We start from the raw sequence: 19,219 nt of genomic DNA, 5'->3' as shown, positions 1-19,219 counted from the left end.
CAACATACTGATTAACTGACAATTAACAACACAAACCCAGCATTCTCGCGCGCGCCACGGCATGCGTCCGGCGTTCGACGCCCAACTTTGCATGAATTCGCCGGACATGAGTTTTAACGGTATGCAACGAGATGAACAACTTATCCGCTATTTGTTGATTGGAACTTCCCGCCGCAATCAACCCCAACACTTGCGATTCTCTCAGGCTTAATGAATTTTCATTGTCACTGCCATCAAGAAATGGATGTTCGGGTGACTCAGGGCGAATATCCGAAGCAGCTTCGTCAAACTTCATGACCAGACGCTGCAAGTTGAACTGACAGGCCAGCTTGCGGCCCCTGTCGAAATACTGTCGGGCAGATTCCCGATCATTGAGAATCGACGCCACCTCGCTCATTGCCAGCCACTGCTCGGCTTCCAGAACGATCATCCGGCAAGACTGAGCCTGCTCGAGCAAGGACTGCAGCCGCGCCTGCGGCTGGTGCGCCTGCTTCAAGCGGGTCTCGGCCAGAATCAGCAAATACTCGATACGCGGGATCAGCTCCAGCGTCGCCGGCGGCGCCTGCCGTCCACGCGGGCCACGATAGTGCCTGAGCACTCGACTCAACGCTTCACGAGCCAGTTCGGGTCGTCCCTGTTGCAGCCAGAACTCACTGCTGACCTGCAACAGAACACCGCGATAAACCGTGTCTGGAATCTGCCGCTGCTGCATCAAACGTTCGGCATCGCGCAGGTGCATGAATGCTTGCGAATAATCACCCTGATCAGCGGCCAGTTGCGCCTGACCGAGAAAACCGTACAGCACGCGCTTGTCAAAGCTGCGCAAGCAGTCGTCGAGCCCCTGCTGAAAGAGCTCGGCAGCCCGTATTGATTGCCCCATGCTCAGCGCCAGTCGCCCCCGGCGCAAGGCGATACGGCCCAACAACGGCGTCGGTCGCTCGATGGAGGACTCAAGCATTTCGCAAAGATTCGCCAGCAACTCTTCGGCGCGAGCCGACGCGCCCCGTTGCTCCAGCAGTTGGGCGTGATCAAGCTCCAGCAACGCCTCGAACAGCAATGAGCCCTCGGCCCGTGCCAGGCACAGCGCTTCACGATTGATCGAATGAGCCAGCTCCAGATCACCGCACAGCAACGCTTGCTGAGTGCGGCCCGACAGGCACAGCAGACGGGCCGTCCAGGCCTGCGGCGAAAGATCGTTCAAGGCTTGCTCGAAATGCTCGCGCGCCTCGTCCATATGCCCCTGCAAATGCAACAGCCATCCTTGCTGAGCCTGCCAGCGCGCGATCAATTGCCGTTGCTGACCCGCCGACGGTGGCGGTAGAAAACGCGACAGTTGTCCGATGCATTCCGCCGCCTGGGTAAATCGTCCGGCGAACAGCAACGCCGCCGTGATCAGACCGACCAGTTGCGCCGAGCCCAGCAGCAGTTCCTCGCCGCGTTGCTCGTACAGGCGCAGTAACAACACGACTGTCTGTTCCTCGAACAAATGCTCGAAACTGAAGTGTTGCAGCAGGCTCACCGCCACCTCGTATTCTTCGGCCAGCAGCGCCTGTTCAAAGGCGCATTTCCAATGCTGTCCGGCAGCGAACCACTGACAGGCCCGACGATGCCAGGAACGTCCGGCGGGCCAGGGCTCATCGCGCATCAAGCGCGACAGCGCAGCGCACACCTGCAACCAGTCCGGCGACCCTTGCCAGGGTTCGATAAAACACCCAAGCGTTTGCAGCGTGCGCATCCACTGCGCGCCTTCGCCTGCACCGAACAGGTGATCGCACAGGCTGGCGTTGAACCGCGGCAGATGCGCCAACACCCGCCAGGCCTCGGCCAGTTCCGGGCTCAATCCACTGAACAGTTCGTGTTGCAGATAATCCAGCAGAGTGTCCATGCGTTGCTGCGGCAAGGTCTTTTGCGACCAGTCGCATTTTTGCATCAACAGCATTCGCACCCCGGCGCACCAGCCGCCGCTGCGCTGATGAATGCGAGCAGCCACTTGATCGGCCTGGACGGACGGCAGGTGCCGCAACAATTGCGCGATCTCGCCGCGACTCAACGCCAGCGCCGCGCATTCGCACTCGTACAAGGCGTCATCGAGCAACAGGCGCGGCCAGTTGCATTGCGGGCGTCGACGCGTGCCGATCCACCAGGTGACGGCGGGGCCGGCAAGCGCCAGCATCCGGTCGAGCAGTGCATCCAGCGCCGGCTCTTCAACACGACAGTAATCGTCGAGAAACACCCAGACCGGCGAGGATCGGCGCGCCAGCTCATGCAGCAGCGACGACTCATCCGCCTTGGCCAGCCCCAATGCCTGCGCCAGTCGCTCGCAAAATGCCGCAACACTCATCGACATGCCCGCCAACGGCAGCCAGCACACCGTACATTCGACGGGCGCCTGCAACAGGCATTCGGTGAATAACGTGCTCTTGCCACTGCCGGCCGGTGCGCAGATCAGCCGGACCCTTGCCGCAGATTCGAGCAGTGATGCAGTCAGACGCGGACGTGGAAGATGATGAGCCGAGAGTCTGGGCAAGAATCCCGGACGATCCGGAGCGTGGGTCATGGCGGTCATCGGGTACGCCTTTTTATCGTTGTACGCTCACCCTAGCCCTCTCCCTGCTGCTTGTTGACGAGTATTCAGTACGCTGATTGGCGCCCATAAAAAAGGCGACCGTGCGGTCGCCTTTTTGTCTGCCCCTGTATCGAGACCCTTACCGTACGCCCTCCGAACGCAAGGCCGACGGGGTGTAATCGGCGGCCTTGGCTTCGAAGCCGAATTCGAAGCTGTGCTTCTCTTCGTTCTTCATCCCCAGGGCAATGTAGCGGCCGGCGATGATGTCGTAGAGCGCTTCGAGGGTGTAGGCCTGGGCCTGGTGATCGTAGTAGTACTGCGCGTGTCCTTCAGCCACTCGCCACAGTTGCCCGCGACCGTCGTAGTGATCGGCCAGCGCCACTTGCCAGCTGTCCTCGTCGATGTACATGTGGCGCTTGGCGTAGATGTGCCGTTCGTTCGGTTTGACTGTGCCGACCACTTCCCAGACCCGGTGCAGTTCATAGCGGGTCAGGTCCTGGTTGATGTGCCCGGCCTTGACGATGTCGTCGTACTTGAGGCTCGGCGAGTCGAGCTTGTAGCTGTTGTACGGAATGTACATTTCCTTCTTGCCGATCAGTTTCCAGTCGTAGCGGTCCGGCGCGCCGGAGAACATGTCGAAGTTGTCCGAGGTGCGCAGGCCGTCGGCAGCGGTGCCCGGCCCGTCATAGGCAACCTGCGGCGCACGACGGACCCGGCGCTGACCGGCGTTGTAGATCCACGCCAGACGCGGTTCCTTCACCTGATCGAGGGTTTCGTGCACCAGCAGCACGTTACCGGCCAGGCGCGCCGGGGCCGTCACCGACTGCTTGAAGAAGGTCAGGACGTTGGCGGCTTTTTCCGGATCGAGATCCTTCATCAGTTGCGGCACGGCGATCTCTTCTTCGAAGCGGATCGGCGTGTAGCTGCCGTTGGTTTGCGGCGTCACCTGCGTGATGATCCGCCGCAGGTTGCCGCCGTGATAACGGGTGATGTGGTTCCACAACACCTCGACGCCATTTTTGGGAATGGGGAACGCGTAGTAGCGGTTACCGGTGAAATTGGCCAGGCCGTTGCCGTCGTTGATGCTGGTGACGTTGAGTGCGCTGCGTTTGGCCGACTCGTAGATTTCCGGCGGTGCGGCCACGGTGCGATGGGTCGGGTAGACCGGGATCCTGTAGGTTTCCGGGTAGCGCTTGAACATCGCCACCTGGCCGTCGGACAGCTTGTCCTTGTACTTGTCGACGTTGGCGGCAGTAATCGTGAACAACGGTTTTTCGCTGGCAAACGGGTCAGCCAGAAAACCCTTGCTGTCGACTGCTCCGGCGTTTTTCGGGATACCGCCGGTCCAGGCCGGAATCGAGCCGTCGGCGTTGCCGGCCTTCTCGGCGCCCAGCGGTGTCAGGCTGGTGCCGAGCTTGTTGGCTTCCTCCGGCGACACCGCCGCGATCACGTTGGCGGCCAGCAGGCTCAAGGCCAGGACACCGCATTGCAGAATCATCTTGCGCATTGCATTCATCCTTCTCGGGCAGATCAGAAGTTCACACCGAAGCTCAGGGCCACGAAGTCACGGTCTTCGAGGGTGTTGTAGTCACCACCGAAAAAGTCGGTGTAACTGAGGCTCGCGGTATAGGTGTTGCGATAGTCGGCATCGACTCCGACGCTGACAGCCTTGGCGCCTTCGTTGAACAGACCATTAGGGCCATAACCGGCGACGTCGTGGGACCAGGACAGGTTGGGCTTGAGGTTGATCCCGCCGATCACGTTGGCGTAATCGAGGATCGCCCGGGCGCGATAGCCCCAGGAGGTGGAAGTAACGAAACCGTCGGTATCCCCCCCGAAACCATACTGGCCGTAGACCGAGTCACGCCCATAACGCAGCTTGCTGCGCGACTCCAGTCCGCCAACCCGCACCACCGCCGCCTCGCCGACCAGGGTCAGGCGCTGCGCCCCCCAGATCTGATCGATAAAGTGCGTCAGCGTGCTCTGGATCTGCGTAACCTCCTTGCGTCGGTAACCCTTGTTGTCGGCCCCCGGCGAGGTGACCAGCGGCGACGCGGCCCCGCCGGCAATCGGATTGACCAGCGCCAGGGTCAGGTCGTTGGTGTTGACCTGCACCGGCGCATTGGGCCGATAGCTGATCTCGCCGGTCCAGGCGGTGCCGGTCGGCAACGTGGTGGAGAAACTCGCGCCGTACAGGCGAATGTCTTCCGGGTATTCGAGGTAGTACTGGCCGCGCCCGAGCATCACGCTTTGCGCCAGTCCCGAACCGCTGCCGGGCGCCAGGCGGTTGGCGATCCCGACCATGCCCGGCAATGACGCCAGGGTCGACAGGCCGGCGGTGCTGGTGCCAACGGTCGGCGTGCGGCTGTGGTAGTTCATGAAGTAGAGGCCGTATTCGGTGTCGTCGCCGAGCCAGCGCAACGCCGTGCCCCATTGCCCGGAGTCCCGCGCATCGCGGTCGCCGCCACGGGGCACGATCACACCCTCGCGGGTCACCTGGATCGGCTGGCCGAAGGCTGCCGCCAGCGGCGCCAACGGGGCAATCGCCGGGCTGCCGACGGTGTAGCCGTTGTTGCAACCGTCCGCTGCCACATCGACGCCGAAAAACGTCCCGCAGTTGTCGAGGACGGTCTGATCCCATTCCAGTTGATAGAAGCCCTCGACCGTCAGTTGGTCGGTGAGCCCCTGAGAGGCGAACAGCATGTTCACCGGAATCAGCCCCTCCTTGATCTCCGCACCCGGCCGGCGGAACGCCGAGACGTCGATCGGGTTGATGCTGTTGATCGAGTTGCCGATGAAGGTACTTTCGCCCCAGCTCACCACCTGTTTGCCGGCGCGCACGGTGCCCGGCAAATCGGCGATGGAGTAGTTGTGATAAACGAACGCGTCGAGAATCTGCGCGCCGGACGACTTCGCGCCTTCCTTGCGTCCCTTGTCACTGATCTGTTTGAACTCGCGGTCTTCGTCCTTGAGTTCGAAGTCGTACCAGTACTTGCCGCGCACAAACACACCGGTGTCGCCGTACTTCAGTTCGAGGTCGTGGATGCCTTTGAAGATCTTGGAAAAGGTCTCACCCTTCTTGAAGTTCAAACGCCCGTCATCACCGGTGGAAGACTGGCCCGTGCCGCCGTTGACCGTACCGACCAGCGACTTGTCGGCATCGCGCATGCCCCAACTCGCTCCGACCGACAGCGACGAATCGAAGGTGCCTTCGATTTCCCCGATATTGAAAGCGACCGCGTGCGCCTGGGCACAGCAACCCAATGCCACCGCAGCGGCGAGCGCGTGCGGCGTGAAGATGGCGCGCATTGTTGTTTTTGTCATGCGTCTTCCCCGGTGAGTGACAGAAGGCCCCACCCTACTGCCGCGCCACGGCGAGGATAAGCGCACCAAGGAGGTATTCACGCTGTCGCTCGAAAGGATGAATCCCCGCCTGCGACAAGGGTTTGCGCCCGCCATGAACAGGCTGGATGGACCACTATCAACGCAGCGGATAATGACCACCCCAGTGCGCGCCACTGTTACACGCCCCGCAACAGTGCATGTCCGGAATCGCTATTTTTCCCTGAGGCGCCAGCCCTTATTCTGTGCCGGCTTTCACCGCAGACCGCGAGAAAGCACGAAGTCCGCGACCGAGTCGTCGGCAACCGATTTCTGATGGCGCGAAGCGTTTTTCGATCCATCGCCCCGGTGTTCACTGACGTTGATTTGTAGCTCCTTGATCCAACGTCTTACCTTGGCCGCTGCGTTTGCAGCGGCCTTTTTTATGGGCGTTTAAAAAAATGTGGATGGCGGATTGCAAAGATCCTCCGATTACCGCGTCAGACATTTCCTTGAGTCCCGAACGAATCCCTTCTGCATTAACAGCAACCCGCGAAAACCCTTTCCACACAACGCCCTGTTACTTACGGGCTTCTCGGATTTGATCACCGCCGTTGCGAGGTAACCTGAAACACCTCAACCATTCGCCGGTGACACGGATGTCATCGCCCCCCTGGGCATTTTTCGGGCGAATGAAAACGCACATTCAAAAGGACATGAATATGCCAAAACCTCCACCGTTAGAGCTGGACGCATTACATATCCGGGAGTTCGCCCCGGATGATTACGAGCCATTCAAAGAAACCAATGTGGGTTATTCCTACAGCGGCACATTCGGCCCTGCCGGTGCCAATTCGCAAACGCGTCAATTGATGCATGAAACACAACTTGCCGTTGAACAGGAATTCAACGCAAAAGCCGCCTCGATCCCACAATCCATCGAAGTGGAACTGGCGGCCATCAGACTGGAAGGCCCGACGAATCCTCTGCCGCCCGCAGCGGCATTGGCTCGCGAAGTGGGCGTCAGGAACACGCTGATTCAACGCAAGAGCGCAGAGTTTCAAAGACAGACCGCCATCGCCAACCGCTTTTATGGCAGCGATCCGCTGGGGAAAACCTTCAAGGATTACCTGGATCAGGCATCTGCCCTTCGACGAGCGCACGGCGCGGGGGTCAAGAGCAGAGCGTTATGGAGTGAATCGTTGCGGGCCGCCCACGAAGCCCGGCTGCTGGGCCAGACATTGGCGCTTCTCAACCAGCAACAGGTCGGCGTGCTCAACTGGCTGGCCACCGTGCAAGCACAGGATCAGGCGGCTGCGGCAGAGGCGCAGCGGCAGGCCGCGGAACGTGCCCGAATTGCAGCGGAGCAACAACGCCAGCGAGACATTGCCGAAGCAGCGCGCCGGGAGCAGGAGGAAATACGTGCACGCGAACAGGCTCGACTGGCCGCATTGGCGGAGAAACAACGTCGGGATGCCGAACAGGCTCGACTGGCGGCCGAGACCGCGCGCCTGAACGCTGAGGCTGAAGCTCGGGAGAAAGAGCGGGTGGCTGCGTTGAAGATCGCCCAGGCCGAAGCACAAGCCAAAGCTGAAACAGCGGCGCTGGCGCTTGCGGCAGAACAGGCTCGGTTACAGGAGGAAAGGAAGCATGTCTTCCCGGCTTCCGGAGCAATGGCCAGCAACGGCCCTGCCGTTTCTTTCGCTTCGACAGCGGTCAACCTCAGCCCGGCCAACTCGGCGGGAATACTCAATGCACTACGTACCGCAACAGCGACCCTGACAGCGACGGGCACGGCGCTGTTCGGCAGTCCGGTATTGATGGGGTTCGCGGCGCTGTTGATGCCTTCAAATCTGGGCAACGGCGAGCGTTTTTCCATGAGTGTTCCTTTCGCCGAGTTGTCGTCCGAGCCAGCAGAGACGCTCCGGGAAATCGCCGATCGACAGGGTACGCTGGAGATGCAAGCCGGGCTCGGCGTCAGGCGACTCGGTGCAGGTATGCAAGTGTTCGTCGCTACGAGCGATGACTTCCATATTCGCTCAAGTGTGCTGGTCCTGAATGCCGCCTACGATCTGCTCAACGACGTATACAAGGTCGCGCTATCGGACTCGCCCACCGACTACTTGACCTGGACACCCGCTATCTCGCCGGGTGACGCCTCGACCGCCTCGCCAATAGTGGATACCGATTCTCCCGCTTACTCCGGGGTATCCATCGTGCCGGTTGAAGGACGGCTGGATTTGAATCCGATACTGGTGGAAGGCTGGGATCGATTCATCATCGTGTTTCCGGCTGATTCGGGGATTGAACCGCTGTATGTGGTTTTCAGCAGTCCTTATGAGGGGGCCTCAGTCAAAGGTAAATACAGTGGCCGCAAATTCAATCCAGAGCAGGCTGGCGGGCCGATACTTAATCTGGATTGGAGATCGGCCATCATCACCCGAGAGGGGATTGAAGCGGTAAAGCTACACATCGCAAGGCTCAATCAATCGGACGCTAACGACATTATGATTCAACGCCTGGAAGATATTCTCAGCGGACACCGGACGCACTCAGACACGGACTTGCGCTACTACACTCATGAAATAAGAGAGCTTGAGCGGTATAGGGCCTTCGGCTATAGCGACAATACCTCGCCATCGGATGAGTCCCCGATATGGAACAATGCTCATACAGCGGCCCTTGAAGACTACAAACTCGGCAGTGAATTAACCCTCCTATATACCGAACAGGCAATCAATGCGATGTATGCGCAGGATCAGAGAGAGTACGAAAAGGACATGAGGAGTTTCGAACAATGAACACGGTCGAAAGAATCATCAAAAATGAGCCGGTTGCCGATGTGGTCTCCTTATTTGCACTGCTTTGGCCAGCAATGCGTATTGACAGGATGTATGGGCTATATCGTAGCGAGGTAATTCGAGACGGTATTTTGGTCGCCACTTACAATTCACTATTCAATGACGGGGTGCTCTCCAGCGATAAGAGCGGCAAGACAGTCAAAGGGCCCAACTGGAAGGCGCCTAAGTTCCTAGTAGAAAAACGTTACGATTAATTATTAAAAAACCACCTGACTATCCCTGAATAGTCGGGTGGTTTTCAGAGTTCAAATCGAATACTTCTGCAAATTCCCCATCATCTCCTTCAGCGCCTCAATGTTGTCCTTCGGATGCGCCGCCCCTTCGAAATCACAGATCTGCTGCCAGTGCGCCGCGACATCTTCCGGGGAAAATCCGACGCGAGGATCGAACCCGGCACCAAGGCTGCGTTCCCAACGCACCTTGCCCATCCAGCCGCCGCCGACTTCGAACAGGCCCGAGGTTTCCTGGCACTGCTCGCTGGCCAGGTACACCACCAACGGGCTGACCAGCTCCGGCTTGAGTTGTTCGAACACTTGCGGCGGGATCAGGCCTTCAGTCATGCGCGTACCGCCGGTGGGGGCAATGGCGTTGACCAGGATGTTGTTCTTGCGACCTTCGATGGCCAGGGTGCGGGTCAGGCCGTAGAGACCGAGTTTGGCCATGCCGTAGTTGGACTGGCCGAAGTTGCCGTAGATGCCCGAAGTCGATGCGGTGAAAATCACTCGCCCATAGTTCTGCTCACGCATGTGTGGCCACGCGGCGCGGGTCACCTTGTAGGCGCCTTCGACGTGGACGCGGTAGACCAGATCCCAGTCGGCGTCTTCCATTTTGTGGAAGGATTTGTCGCGCAAGATCCCGGCATTGTTGACCACCACATCGACACGGCCAAACACATCGAGCGCGTTCTGTACCAGTTTGTCGCCGTCGGTGACCGAGTCATGGTTGGCTTCGGCGATGCCGCCGGCCTCGCGGATTTCCGCCACCACGCGATCAGCGGCCGAAGCGTTGGCGCCTTCACCCTGGGTCGAGCCGCCGAGGTCGTTGACCAGCACTTTGGCGCCCTGTCTGGCGAACAGCAAAGCATGAGCGCGTCCCAGGCCACCACCGGCTCCGGTGACGATCACGACTTTATCTTCGAAACGCACAGAATCATTCATCGGGGCAACTCCAGCAGGCCTGAGGGACAAGTGTCCCCGAGTGTCAGGCACAGGGCGTGCGGTCACAACGAACACGGCAGGGGCTGAATGGTGCGCGATAAGGCTGGGGGATGATGAAACGTGCCGAGGCGTCAGGCGCCTCGGGCACCAAGTCAGGAGCACGCCACCTTGCGCGGCGGCAACACGAAGTGATCGCGAAATTCGAGGTAGTGTTTGAGCACCTGCACCGGCGCTTCGCTTTGCGGGTAATGGCCGATGCCTGGCAACAACACGGTGTCGGCGTCGGGGATCAGCTCGCGATAACGCTCGACCATGTGCGCCCCGGAGATCGGATCGACTTCGCCATCGATCACCCGCAGCGGCACCTCGCCACGCTGCATCGCCGCGACCCAGCGATCACGCTGAACCCGGCGCTCGGGAATGTAGTGAATCAGCTTGTGCATGACGCGTTGCCCGCGATTGCATTCGATCAGGCTCCAGAAATCATCCATTTCGCTTTCGCTGGGCCGGGTGTCCGGGCCGAAAATCTGCTGGAAGCTCTTGACCAGCGCATCACGGGAGAAGGCCCGGCCGATCATCCAGCCCAATGGGCTGAGCAGCAGTTTTTGCGCCAGCAGCGGTCGATGGGTTTCCGGGAACAGACCGCCGTTGAGGAACACGCAACTGGCGACCTGGATCAGATCTTCGTAATGCCGGGCCAGCAACTCCTGGGCAACACTGTCACCGTAGTCGTGTGCCAGAATGTGCACTGGTTGTTCGATCTGCAGATGCGCCAGCAAGGCCTGTTGCAGATCGGCCTGCTCCAGCAGGCTGTAGGTGTGATTCAGGGGTTTGGCCGAGTCGCCGAAGCCGAGCATGTCGCAGGCAATCACCCGGTAGCGCTGGGACAGCGGCTGCCACAGGTAATGCCAGTCCCAACTGGCCGTCGGAAAGCCATGGATCAGCAGCAGCGGATCACCCTGCCCGGCCGTCCAGTAACGGATCGGCTGACCACGGAAGACAAACGTCTGGCCGCGTTTGCGCCAGACACTCAGAGGGATCTCGGCGAGAGGCATTAGAGTCTATATCCCGGGTCTTGTTTATCGAGTTTGCGCAGCAGCGCCGGCCAGGCCAGCGCGCCACCCATGCCTTGAGCACTTTTGGTGACGCCGGCAATCATCGCTTTGGCGCCTGCCAGAATCTGCGGTTCGATGGCGATCAGTTCGGCACCGCCGGTCTGCGCCATGACCTGAATGTCGCACGCACGCTGAAAGGTGAACATCATCAGGAACGTGTCGGCGATGGTGCCGCCACAGGTCAGCAGACCGTGGTTGTGCAGCATCAGGAAATTGCTGTCGCCCAGATCCGCCTGCAACCGCGCTTTCTCTTCATGGTTGAGCGCCACACCTTCGTAGGCGTGAAAGGCCAGGCTCGACAACACGAACAGCGATTGCTGACTGATCGGCAACACGCCCTGCTTCTGCGCCGACACCGCAACACCGGAGGCGGTGTGGGTGTGCAGCACGCAGGCCACGTCGTGCCGCACTTCGTGCACGGCACTGTGGATGGTGTAGCCGGCGGGATTGATTTCGTAGGGGCTGTCCATGAGCTTGTTACCGGCCTGGTCGACCTTCACCAGACTGGACGCGGTGATCTCATGGAACATCAGGCCGAACGGGTTGATCAGGAAATCTTCGGTGCCGGGCACCTTGGCGGAAATGTGGGTGAAGATCAGATCGTCCCAGCCATGCAGCGCGACCAGACGATAACAGGCGGCCAGATCGACCCGGGTCTGCCATTCCGCGGCACTGACCTGATCTTTGACGTTCACGGACGAAGGGACGGGGGCTACGCTCACTGTATGCACCTCTGCGTTCTTATTGTTTTTGCGTGTGTCAGCAGTCTAGTCAGCCCCGGACGGTCGCGTAGTTGCATTGGCAGCCAGCTTGATGACTGAACGAGTCAGCGACGCAAACAGCTTGGATCCATGTCAAAGCAACGACGCCAACAAAGGCGCGGCGAACAGATTGAGCAGCCCCGTCAGCACCATCACCAGCCCCGCCACCGAGCCCTCTTCACCACCCACTTCATGGGCGCGACTGACACCCGCGCCATGAGCCCCCACGGCAAACAACGCTCCACGAGCCAAGGCACTGCGCAACGGCAGCCACTTGAGCAGCACACCGCCGAGCATGGCGCCGATCACCCCGGTGAACATCACGAACACCGCTGTCAGCTCAGGCACGCCACCGAGGTCCTGCGCCAGCGGCATGGCGAACGGTGTGGTGATCGAGCGCGGCACCAGCGACAGCGTCACCGAACTGTCCAGCGCCAGCGCTTTCGCCAGGCCGAACGAGGTGGCGATCGACGCAGCGCTGCCGGCCAGAATGCCCAGCAGCAACGCCGACCAATGCCGCACCAGCAGGCGTCGCTGTTGCCAGATCGGCACCGCAAACGCCACGGTGACCGGCCCGAGCACCAGCATCAGCCAATGGGTGTTGCTCGAATATTCGGCATAAGCGGTGTGCAGCGGCACGGCAAGCGCCAGCAGCAACGCGGGGACCAGAATCAGTGGCGACAGCACGTAACGTCCGGTCCGCCGATACAGCCAGCGACTGAACAGATAAGCCAGCAAGGTGAACGCCAGCCAGAACATCGGCATCAGCTCAAGCTTCATGGGACCGCCTCAGGCGCACGGCCAGCTCCACGGTGAACGCGGTCACCAGCATCACCATCAGCGTACTGGCTGCGATCACCAACAAAATCCGCCAGCCGTCATCGCGCAGCAACGCGCCGTAATCCAGCAGGCTCATCAGCGCCGGAATGAAGAACAGCAGCATCTCGGCCATCAACAAGCCTGCGCCCGTTTGCAGCGCCGCCGGTTTGACCCAGCCGAACGCAAAACCCAGCAGCAACAGCGCCATGCCAATCACGCCGCCAGGAATCGGCCAGGCCAGCCACGCTGCGATCTGGCAGCCGAGCAGGTATAGAGCGAGCAGCACGGCCAGTTCGGCCAGCAGGCGAGAGAGGTATTTAAGGGTCGAGACTTTCATCGGTGAGCTCCTTTCGGATGCCCTATCTTACGAAGCTGACTGCCATCTCCGAAGCGAATTGTTAGACTCAAAGCCATTCCAATCTGGAATCAGGCCATGGAATTCAAACAGCTCAAAAGCTTTGTCGAAGTCATGCATCAGGGCGGCTTCACTCAAGCCGCGAAGACCCTGCACATCAGTCAGTCCGCCGTGAGCAAGCAAATCGCCCAGCTCGAACAGAGCCTCGGCACGCCTTTGCTTGAACGACTCGGCTCGCAGATACGCCTGACCGCCGCCGGCAGCGTGGTGCTGCACCGGGCCGAAGGCATGCTGCGGTTGCGCGATGAATTGCTCAGCGAACTGGATGACCTCAGTCATCTCGCGCGCGGCGAGTTACGTCTCGGGTTGCCATTGCTCGGTAGCGATGCGTTGTTTGCCGGGCTGTTCGCCGAGTACCGACGGCGCTACCCGAACATCAGCGTGCAGTTGCTTGAAGGCGGCAGTCGCAACATCGAACAGGCGGTGCTCAGCGGGGAGCTGGAGTTGGGTGGCAGTCTGCTGCCGAAGGATCCGCAATTCGACTTTCAGCCATTCTGCGATGAACCGCTGGATGCGCTGCTGCCTGTGGATCACCCACTGGCGGCAAAAGGTGAAATCGGTCTGGAGGAGCTGGCAGATACGCCGTTTCTTTTGTATCAGCGCAGTTTCGTGCTCAACGATCGTTTGCTCCAGGCGTGCCAGCAAATGGGCTTCACCCCGAAGGAAGGCGGGCGCAGCGGGCAGGCGGATTTTCTCGCGGCGCTGGTCGCCGCCGGACAAGGCGTGGTGTTGCTGCCCAGCGTGGTGGCGCGCGGTCTGGTGCGGCCAGGCGTGGTGCGCCTGGCCCTGAATGCGCCAGACTACTTGCGCTGGGATATCGCTTTCATCTGGCGCCGGGGTGCCTACCTGTCGAAGGCTGCACAGGCCTGGCTGGCGCTGCTGCGTGAGCGCGGGATCACCCCTTGAGGATGGCGATCAACTGTTCCAGCCAAGGCTCGGCGTCGGATTCCGGGGTAACGCTTTCGCTGGCGTCAATGCGCAGCATGTCCTGCACTTCGCGCACACCCAGCTCGCCGAACAATTCGCGCAATTGCTCGCCGCCGCCGCAGAAAGTGTCGCCGTAGCTGGCGTCGCCCAGTGCGATTACCCCGCCGGGCAAACCACGCCAGGCTGCCGGCAGTTGATCACGAATGGCCGAATACAACGGTTGCAGGTTGTCCGGCAGTTCGCCCATGCCGGTGGTCGAGGTCACGCCGAGCAAGGCTTCAGGGCCAAACGCCTGGAGATCGGCGAGGCTGGCGCGCGAGTTGTAGAAGGTTTCAAAACCGGCGGCGTTCAACAGGCTCTGAGCGTGGCGAGCGACTTCTTCGGCCGTGCCGTACACCGAGCCGGAGAGGATGGCGACTTTCATCAATCTGATCCTGAAACTGAAAAAAGAGCGGCGATAGTAACAGCCAGCGACGCCATGATGCGATTGGCTCTCGATAAGGGCTGCCGGCCAGTAGACAGCACTGGACGATCTTCTAGAATGCCAGCCACTGACAACCTTGAAAGGATTCAAAGATGATCAATGCCAGCCTGCTGCAAATGGTGATCAACGCGTCGAACGACGGGATTGTGGTAGCAGAAAAAGAAGGCGATCAGGACAACATCCTGATCTACGTGAATCCGGCTTTCGAAAAACTGACCGGCTACACCAGCGAAGAAATTCTCTATCAGGACTGCCGTTTCCTGCAGGCCGGGGATCGCGACCAGGCCAGTCTGGAACTGATTCGCGATGTTTTGAAAAACGGTGGCTCATGCCGGGAAATCCTGCGCAATTACCGCAAGGACGGCACTCCCTTCTGGAACGAACTGTCTCTTTCGACGGTAAAAAATGCCGACGACGGGCAGACCTACTTCGTAGGCGTACAAAAGGACGTTACGGTTCAGGTCAAGGCGCAGCAGCGGGTGGCGCAACTGGAAGCCCAGGTTGCGGCACTGGAAGCAGAAATTGCTGCCTTGAAAGCGACGAACGGCGTAAACAAAACAGCGAACTAATTGTCATTAACTACAATCACCAATGACTTTGTAATTATTCATTTCGAGTTAGCCATGCAGCGTGACGCCCTCCTGACCCAGGATGAGCTGGATTTCATCCAGACCATGCAACACAACCCGCAACTCAATGTGCGGGATGCGACGTCGAGCCTGCTGGTCAACGGTGGTTCGCAGATCCGTGATCTGCTCACGCGCCTGGCGGCCCATGAGCAAGTCACCATCCAGGCCAACTTCGAAAATCAGCAGATGACCTTCCCGCTGCATCTGGTGGAAGACGAGTTCCACGCCCTGCATCTGCGTCTTGGGGTGCCGAGCATCTATGAAGACGGGCCGATGGTGCGTCCATGGCGCCTGACCCTGGAAGAGCCGGTGGCACTGGAAAATGCCAAGGGCCAACCGGGCACGCTGTGGGTTCACGAGGTTTCGCACAAGGGTGTGCTGCTGGAAGTGCGCAACAAGACCAAGCCGCCGAAGCATTTTGCGTTGTGGTTCAGCCCGTCGGGCTACGAGCGGATTGCCCTGCGCGGGACCTTCGAGCGGGAAACCGAAAGCGGCTTTTATGCTTACGAGCTAAGCCAGAGCGATGCCGACGAAACCGAGCGCCTGCGCCAGTTCATCCTGCAACAGCATCGTTTAACCCACCCTGCCCTGCACACCTGATTCTCAGGTATCCAGCGTCCCTGCGAGGAACTGATTCATGCGCTGGCGCATGGTCGATCCTTCATTGCCCAGACAGCCGACCGATGATCCCGCCAGGCTGTCCTGCGCCAGGTCGGCAGCATCCCCCGCCAGCATCAACTGACAATCAAGACTCAACGCCAGACGATTCAGCCGACGCGGCAACTCGGGTGCCGGGGCGTGATTGGAAAACAGCACCAGCGCCTCGGGCTTGATCTTCTCGCACACCAGCGTCAGCTCATCGAACGGTTGACCGGTGGTTAGCACACGAACCCCCGCGTCATTGCCGCTGAGAAACAGCGCTGCCACCAACAACTCAAGCTCGCGGCACTGACCGGCCAGCGCGCTGACGATCACCTTGCGCGGCTGCGTGCCCCGCAGCACGACGATGCGCTGCAGCACCTTCGCCCGTAGAAAACCATCGAAGAACAGCCACTCACTGGTTTGTCCGAACGCATCCTGACGCTGCAGCATTTGCAGCCACAGCGGCATCAGGATGTCCTGAAACACCACGGGCAGAGCATAGGAGGAGAAAATCTGACCGTAGACGCGATCAAGCAACTGATCGTCGAACGAACTGACTGCCTGCCGGACCTGTTCCTGCCACTGGAGATAGTCCGCCTGCACCAGATCATCGGGAATGAAGTGGGCCAGCACTTTCATTGGCTCGGTCTTGGCCAGGATCTTGCCGACCTTGCTCACCGAAACGCCCCGATCGATCCAGTCGACGATGCTGCGAACGCGCTCGATATCGGTCATCGAATACAGACGATGCCCACTTTCGGTGCGTGTCGGCTGGATCAAACCATAGCGGCGCTCCCACGCGCGCAGCGTGACCGGGTTCACGCCGGTCAGACGCGCCACCTCGCGGATCGGGAACAACTCCTCGCGCTCCAGCGCAACAGGCGCCTGCAAAGCAGGGCGAACGTCTGTGATCACAGGCATTGGTGCGGACACGTCCTTGTTGGCAAAGTTGGATCCATTCTACTCCTGATGCCCTATGAGGGTTCAAGCAATCAAATGGGACGAAAGTCTCTGGTTCGACACGAAAATGAGGAATAATCCTTGCTTGTCAAAAAACGCAGCCCTCTACCCCGGCGCTGCGTCAGGCGAAACTCCTACCCGGAGCGACGCACCTGCAATACGGAGATACACAATGTCTACTTCCCCCGTGACGCTGATGGTAGCGCGTCGTGTCGCCAATGGTCGTTATCAGGACCTGATCGCCTGGTTGCGAGAAGGCGAACAACTGGCCACCGACTTCCCCGGTTATCTCGGCTCCGGCGTACTGGCACCGCCTCCCGGCGACGATGAATTCCAGATCATTTTCCGCTTCGTCGACGAACAGACCCTGCACGCCTGGGAACACTCGGCATCGCGCACTGCATGGCTGGCCCGTGGCAGCGATCTGTTTGCCCACCCGACGGAACATCGGGTCAGCGGGATCGAAGGCTGGTTCGGTGCTGCCGGTCATCGCCCGCCGCGCTGGAAACAGGCCGTGGCGATCTGGCTGGCGTTCTTCCCGGTGTCGCTGCTGTTCAACTTCGTGCTGGGCCCGCTGCTCGCTGAAATGAGCCTGTTGCCGAGAGTCTTCATCAGCACGCTGTGCCTGACCCCGTTGATGGTCTATTTCTTCATTCCGCTGTCGACCCGCCTGCTGGCCGGCTGGCTCAACCCGGCGCCTGCACGCCCGCTGCCTGCCGCCCCCTCCACGCAAAATCGCTGAAGCCGTCGCTCGCGTCGCTGTTATAGTTTTTGCTCTGACTTCGACGCGAGCCGTACATGACTTCTCCCACCGCTCCCATCCTCATCACCGGCGCCGGCCAGCGGGTTGGCCTGCATTGTGCGCAGCGTCTGCTGGAAGACGGCCATCGGGTGATCTTTACCTACCGCAGCGAACGACCGGGGGTGAAGACGTTGCGGGATCTGGGCGCCCTCGGGTTGCATGCGGATTTTTCCAGTGAAGCTTCGATCCTCGCGTTCATCACCGAACTGAAGACTCACACCGACAGCCTGCGCGCCATCGTGCACAACGCCTCGGAGTGGCTGGCGGAAACCGACGACGGCGAAGCCGAAGCCTTCAGCCGCATGTTCAACATTCATATGCTGGCGCCCTACCTGATCAACCTGCATTGCGCCGAACTGCTGCAACGTTCGAGCCCTGCCGACATCATCCACATCAGCGATGACGTCACGCGCAAGGGCAGCAGCAAACACATCGGCTATTGCGCCAGCAAGGCCGGACTCGACAGTCTCACGTTGTCCTTCGCTGCGCGCTACGCGCCGTCAATCAAGGTCAACGGCATCGCGCCAGCCCTGCTATTGTTCAATCCCGACGACGACGCGGCGTACCGCGCCAAGGCGCTGGCCAAGTCCGCGCTGGGCATCGAACCCGGCAGCGAAGTGATTTATCAGAGCCTGCGTTATCTGCTCGACAACCCGTATGTCACCGGCACGACCCTGACCGTCAACGGCGGGCGGCACATCAAGTAATACGCCCCCCGCGAGGATGCTCCATGACCCGTTCCCTGCCCGAGAATTACCGCGAGATCCTGATCGGCCTGGGTGAAAACCCTGACCGCGAAGGACTGCTCGACACACCGGTGCGGGCGGCCAAGGCCATGCAGTATCTGTGTCACGGCTACGAACAGAGCGTTGAAGAGATCGTCAATGGCGCGTTGTTTGCCTCCGACACCGACGAAATGATTATCGTCGCCGACATCGAGCTCTATTCGTTGTGCGAACATCACCTGCTGCCCTTCATCGGTAAGGCCCATGTGGCTTATATTCCGACGGGCAAGGTGCTGGGGCTGTCGAAGATCGCACGGCTGGTGGACATGTTCGCCCGCCGCCTGCAGATCCAGGAAAACCTCACCCGCCAGATCGCCGAGGCGGTCCGGCAAGTCACCGATGCCGCCGGTGTCGCGGTGGTCATCGAAGCCCGGCACATGTGCATGATGATGCGCGGTGTCGAGAAACAGAATTCGACCATGAACACCTCGGTGATGCTCGGCGCCTTCCGCGAGTCGAGCAACACCCGCCAGGAGTTCCTGCAATTGATTGGACGGAGCAAGTAAATGCCACAACTTCAACCGGGAATGGCGCGCATCCGGGTCAAGGATCTGCGCCTGCGCACCTTTATCGGGATCAACGAGGACGAAATCCTCAACAAGCAGGATGTGCTGATCAACCTGACCATCTTGTATGCCGCGCAGGAAGCGGTGCGTGACAACGACATCGACCACGCGCTGAACTACCGCACCATCACCAAGGCGATCATCGCCCACGTGGAAGGCAACCGCTTCGCGCTGCTCGAACGCCTGACCCAAGAGCTGCTGGATCTGGTGATGGCCAACGAGTCGGTGCTGTATGCCGAGGTTGAAGTCGACAAGCCGCATGCCTTGCGTTTTGCCGAGTCGGTGTCGATCACCCTCGCCGCCAGCCGCTAAGCTTCAAGCCTCGAGCTTCAAGCGGTAAGCTAGGGGCACCCACCATCCAGAATCTTGCAGCTTGGAGCTTGCCGCTCTCAGCTGTCTCGAAGAGACT

Annotated in this window: 19 protein-coding genes; 9 read left to right on the top strand and 10 right to left on the bottom strand. The window is 60.1% G+C overall.

Annotated elements, in window-relative coordinates:
- Nucleotides 1-22 precede the first annotated feature (22 nt).
- The 3 genes from ACM6JM_RS16365 to ACM6JM_RS16355 all read right to left on the bottom strand — a co-directional run bounded on the left by ACM6JM_RS16365 (nucleotide 23) and on the right by ACM6JM_RS16355 (nucleotide 5,890).
- Complete coding sequence (locus ACM6JM_RS16365) at nucleotides 23-2,566, bottom strand: LuxR C-terminal-related transcriptional regulator (protein WP_414882216.1); 2,544 nt, start codon at nucleotides 2,564-2,566, stop codon at nucleotides 23-25.
- Between the two features lie 139 nt (nucleotides 2,567-2,705).
- A complete protein-coding gene (locus tag ACM6JM_RS16360; protein ID WP_039769368.1) occupies nucleotides 2,706-4,073 on the bottom strand; it encodes a DUF1329 domain-containing protein in 1,368 nt (455 codons plus the stop codon).
- Between the two features lie 23 nt (nucleotides 4,074-4,096).
- Nucleotides 4,097-5,890 (bottom strand): DUF1302 domain-containing protein, encoded by a 1,794-nt coding sequence (locus ACM6JM_RS16355; RefSeq protein ID WP_414882215.1) that lies wholly within the window; start codon nucleotides 5,888-5,890, stop codon nucleotides 4,097-4,099.
- Between the two features lie 656 nt (nucleotides 5,891-6,546).
- Between ACM6JM_RS16355 and ACM6JM_RS16350 the strand changes: the two genes are divergently transcribed.
- Both ACM6JM_RS16350 and ACM6JM_RS16345 read left to right on the top strand, forming a co-directional pair.
- Nucleotides 6,547-8,688 carry an S-type pyocin domain-containing protein gene (locus ACM6JM_RS16350; RefSeq protein ID WP_414882214.1) on the top strand — a complete coding sequence of 714 codons (2,142 nt, stop codon included), beginning with the start codon at nucleotides 6,547-6,549 and terminating at the stop codon, nucleotides 8,686-8,688.
- Nucleotides 8,685-8,942, top strand: coding sequence for an immunity protein (locus ACM6JM_RS16345; protein WP_085666890.1), 258 nt, complete (start codon nucleotides 8,685-8,687; stop codon nucleotides 8,940-8,942). The genes ACM6JM_RS16350 and ACM6JM_RS16345 overlap by 4 nt, the downstream gene beginning before the upstream one ends.
- A gap of 51 nt (nucleotides 8,943-8,993) precedes the next feature.
- Here ACM6JM_RS16345 and ACM6JM_RS16340 read toward each other — a convergent pair whose 3' ends face one another.
- The 5 genes from ACM6JM_RS16340 to ACM6JM_RS16320 form a co-directional block, all read right to left on the bottom strand.
- Nucleotides 8,994-9,905 (bottom strand): SDR family oxidoreductase, encoded by a 912-nt coding sequence (locus ACM6JM_RS16340; RefSeq protein WP_085666891.1) that lies wholly within the window; start codon nucleotides 9,903-9,905, stop codon nucleotides 8,994-8,996.
- Nucleotides 9,906-10,057: 152 nt separating this feature from the next.
- A complete protein-coding gene (locus ACM6JM_RS16335; protein ID WP_414882213.1) occupies nucleotides 10,058-10,960 on the bottom strand; it encodes an alpha/beta fold hydrolase in 903 nt (300 codons plus the stop codon).
- The gene (locus tag ACM6JM_RS16330; protein WP_085647701.1) at nucleotides 10,960-11,742 is read right to left on the bottom strand and encodes a class II aldolase/adducin family protein; all 783 of its coding nucleotides are present in this window, start codon (nucleotides 11,740-11,742) and stop codon (nucleotides 10,960-10,962) included. Before ACM6JM_RS16330 ends, ACM6JM_RS16335 begins: the two co-directional genes overlap by 1 nt.
- Before the next feature lie 132 nt (nucleotides 11,743-11,874).
- Nucleotides 11,875-12,561, bottom strand: coding sequence for an LrgB family protein (locus tag ACM6JM_RS16325; RefSeq protein WP_039769357.1), 687 nt, complete (start codon nucleotides 12,559-12,561; stop codon nucleotides 11,875-11,877).
- Nucleotides 12,551-12,937 carry a CidA/LrgA family protein gene (locus tag ACM6JM_RS16320; protein ID WP_039769355.1) on the bottom strand — a complete coding sequence of 129 codons (387 nt, stop codon included), beginning with the start codon at nucleotides 12,935-12,937 and terminating at the stop codon, nucleotides 12,551-12,553. The genes ACM6JM_RS16325 and ACM6JM_RS16320 overlap by 11 nt, the downstream gene beginning before the upstream one ends.
- 96 nt (nucleotides 12,938-13,033) lie before the next feature.
- Between ACM6JM_RS16320 and ACM6JM_RS16315 the strand changes: the two genes are divergently transcribed.
- A complete protein-coding gene (locus ACM6JM_RS16315; protein ID WP_414882212.1) occupies nucleotides 13,034-13,921 on the top strand; it encodes a LysR family transcriptional regulator in 888 nt (295 codons plus the stop codon).
- Here the strand turns inward: ACM6JM_RS16315 and ACM6JM_RS16310 are convergent.
- Nucleotides 13,911-14,366 carry a flavodoxin gene (locus ACM6JM_RS16310; RefSeq protein ID WP_414882211.1) on the bottom strand — a complete coding sequence of 152 codons (456 nt, stop codon included), beginning with the start codon at nucleotides 14,364-14,366 and terminating at the stop codon, nucleotides 13,911-13,913. The two genes, ACM6JM_RS16315 and ACM6JM_RS16310, sit on opposite strands and share 11 nt — an antisense overlap.
- Before the next feature lie 152 nt (nucleotides 14,367-14,518).
- Between ACM6JM_RS16310 and ACM6JM_RS16305 the strand changes: the two genes are divergently transcribed.
- Nucleotides 14,519-14,995 carry a PAS domain-containing protein gene (locus ACM6JM_RS16305; protein WP_039769349.1) on the top strand — a complete coding sequence of 159 codons (477 nt, stop codon included), beginning with the start codon at nucleotides 14,519-14,521 and terminating at the stop codon, nucleotides 14,993-14,995.
- A gap of 54 nt (nucleotides 14,996-15,049) precedes the next feature.
- A complete protein-coding gene (locus ACM6JM_RS16300; protein WP_039769347.1) occupies nucleotides 15,050-15,655 on the top strand; it encodes a hypothetical protein in 606 nt (201 codons plus the stop codon).
- A 3-nt stretch (nucleotides 15,656-15,658) separates the two neighbouring features.
- Here ACM6JM_RS16300 and ACM6JM_RS16295 read toward each other — a convergent pair whose 3' ends face one another.
- On the bottom strand, nucleotides 15,659-16,618 hold the full coding sequence (locus ACM6JM_RS16295) for a MerR family transcriptional regulator (protein ID WP_074691783.1): 960 nt from the start codon (nucleotides 16,616-16,618) through the stop codon (nucleotides 15,659-15,661).
- A gap of 211 nt (nucleotides 16,619-16,829) precedes the next feature.
- Between ACM6JM_RS16295 and ACM6JM_RS16290 the strand changes: the two genes are divergently transcribed.
- The 4 genes from ACM6JM_RS16290 to folX are packed head-to-tail and all read left to right on the top strand — an operon-like array spanning nucleotide 16,830 to nucleotide 19,122.
- Nucleotides 16,830-17,399 carry an antibiotic biosynthesis monooxygenase gene (locus ACM6JM_RS16290; RefSeq protein ID WP_011332499.1) on the top strand — a complete coding sequence of 190 codons (570 nt, stop codon included), beginning with the start codon at nucleotides 16,830-16,832 and terminating at the stop codon, nucleotides 17,397-17,399.
- A gap of 56 nt (nucleotides 17,400-17,455) precedes the next feature.
- A complete protein-coding gene (gene folM, locus ACM6JM_RS16285) occupies nucleotides 17,456-18,166 on the top strand; it encodes a dihydromonapterin reductase (protein ID WP_414882210.1) in 711 nt (236 codons plus the stop codon).
- Between the two features lie 23 nt (nucleotides 18,167-18,189).
- Nucleotides 18,190-18,750: a GTP cyclohydrolase I FolE gene (folE, locus tag ACM6JM_RS16280; RefSeq protein ID WP_039769341.1), complete on the top strand. Its 561-nt coding sequence runs from the start codon at nucleotides 18,190-18,192 to the stop codon at nucleotides 18,748-18,750.
- Nucleotides 18,751-19,122 carry a dihydroneopterin triphosphate 2'-epimerase gene (folX, locus tag ACM6JM_RS16275; protein WP_007957207.1) on the top strand — a complete coding sequence of 124 codons (372 nt, stop codon included), beginning with the start codon at nucleotides 18,751-18,753 and terminating at the stop codon, nucleotides 19,120-19,122.
- Nucleotides 19,123-19,219: the final 97 nt, after the last annotated feature.

It is taken from the genome of Pseudomonas sp. IT-P2, assembly GCF_949767575.1.
GTDB lineage: Bacteria > Pseudomonadota > Gammaproteobacteria > Pseudomonadales > Pseudomonadaceae > Aquipseudomonas > Aquipseudomonas pharyngis.
The sequence above is the reverse complement of the archived record's forward strand: the minus strand, read 5'-3'. Positions and strand labels throughout refer to the sequence as shown.